At 35.7% G+C, this 1,427-nt stretch carries 2 protein-coding genes; both read right to left on the bottom strand.

The genetic code is table 11. The annotated features are described in order from the left end of the window. Window positions 1-27 precede the first annotated feature (27 nt). Window positions 28-873 carry an IS3 family transposase gene (locus AC1Z3T_RS21085; RefSeq protein WP_010591792.1) on the bottom strand — a complete coding sequence of 282 codons (846 nt, stop codon included), beginning with the start codon at window positions 871-873 and terminating at the stop codon, window positions 28-30. Next, complete coding sequence (locus AC1Z3T_RS21080) at window positions 870-1,382, bottom strand: helix-turn-helix domain-containing protein (protein WP_419320539.1); 513 nt, start codon at window positions 1,380-1,382, stop codon at window positions 870-872. The genes AC1Z3T_RS21085 and AC1Z3T_RS21080 overlap by 4 nt, the downstream gene beginning before the upstream one ends. Window positions 1,383-1,427 lie beyond the last annotated feature (45 nt).

Here is a 1,427-nt window from a genome sequence, read left to right as displayed (position 1 = left end):
TGGACTGAACCCCAAATCTTGGACAGTTTAGTTAACGCTGGATTGAGTTCTGAATTGAACAGGGCTCAATCCTTTTAGTTTAATTTGTATTCTCTCATGATTATAGTAATGGATGTAGTCATGAATTTGTTGCTCTAAGACTTCAATGCTTTCTGGTTTCTCTAGATAAATCGTCTCTGATTTTAATGTACCAAAGAAACTCTCCATCAAAGCATTGTCCCAACAATTCCCTTTTCTACTCATACTTTGCTTAATCTTATTCGCTTTAAGCGTACTCCTAAATTGGCTCATTTGATAATGCCAGCCTTGATCTGAATGAAGCATAAGCTTGTGTTTTCGTGAGTTTGGTAAATGACTTATGGCTTGATCAAGCATATCTTTAACAAGTTGAAATACTGGGCGTCTTGAAAGTGTATAGCTCACAATCTCATTGTTATAGCAGTCTAAAATCGGAGATAAATATAACTTCGTATCAGCAACTTTAAATTCGGTTATATCTGTCAGCCAACGCTTATTGGGTCGCTTCGCTTCAAAGTTACGTTTGAGTTTATTTTTGACTATTTTATTGGATGTACCTTTGTAGGCATTGTACTTTTTACGCCGAATCAATGAAATTAAACCAAAGCCTCTCATCAACCTAGCAATCAATTTATGGTTATGATGAAGACCTTGTTGCTTCAAGGCTAAAGTGATTCGTCTATAACCATATCTACCTTTATGCTGATCATAAATTTGGCAAATTCGTTGCTTGAGCTCTGCATATTTATCTACGGCATTTAGCTTGGCTTTATGATAGTAGAAACTACTCCTCGATAACTCAGCAATATCTAAAAGCAATGGCAAAGCAAACTCAGTACTCATCTGATCAATCAACCTTGCTTGTTGTCCTTTTTGGGTGGATTCAGCAAGGCGTCGAGCTTTTTTAAGTAAGCATTCTCAGCGCGTAAATAGAGTAGTTCGCGCTGAAGCTCAGCAGTTGTTTTTTCATGATCAGGTTTATCAACAATATATTTATGTTTATTTTTAGACATGGGTACTCTTCCTTTAGACTTTGGTTCTAGTCTAAGCATACCATCGGTTTGATAGATTTTACGCCATACACTGATCAAACTCGGGGAAGAAATACCAAAACGAAGAGCTGTATCAGATAAACTTAATCGCTCATCCTGCATAGTTGTTAATACTTTATATTTAAATTCAGCTGTATAAATTGTCTTATTCTGTTTTGGTTTTATTGCATCAATTCCACCTAAGTTGAATTGAGCCAACCATTTAGAGACATCCTTATCACTAATCGAAAAATGCTTGGCTGTTGATAAACTAGAATGGCCTTGAGCATAATAAGCAATGACTGCTTGTTTAAACTTTAAATCGTATTTCATAAAAATACCCTATAAGTTGTGTCCAACTTATAGGGTTCAGTTCAC

The sequence above is a fragment of the Acinetobacter sp. B-6 genome (assembly GCF_056930735.1).
This window is presented reverse-complemented; position numbering and strand designations above follow the sequence as displayed.

Coding starts and splice junctions, on each gene's coding strand:
- AC1Z3T_RS21080 (WP_419320539.1), bottom strand. CDS start 1,382: ATGAAATACGATTTAAAGTTTAAACAAGCAGTCATTGCTTATTATGCT.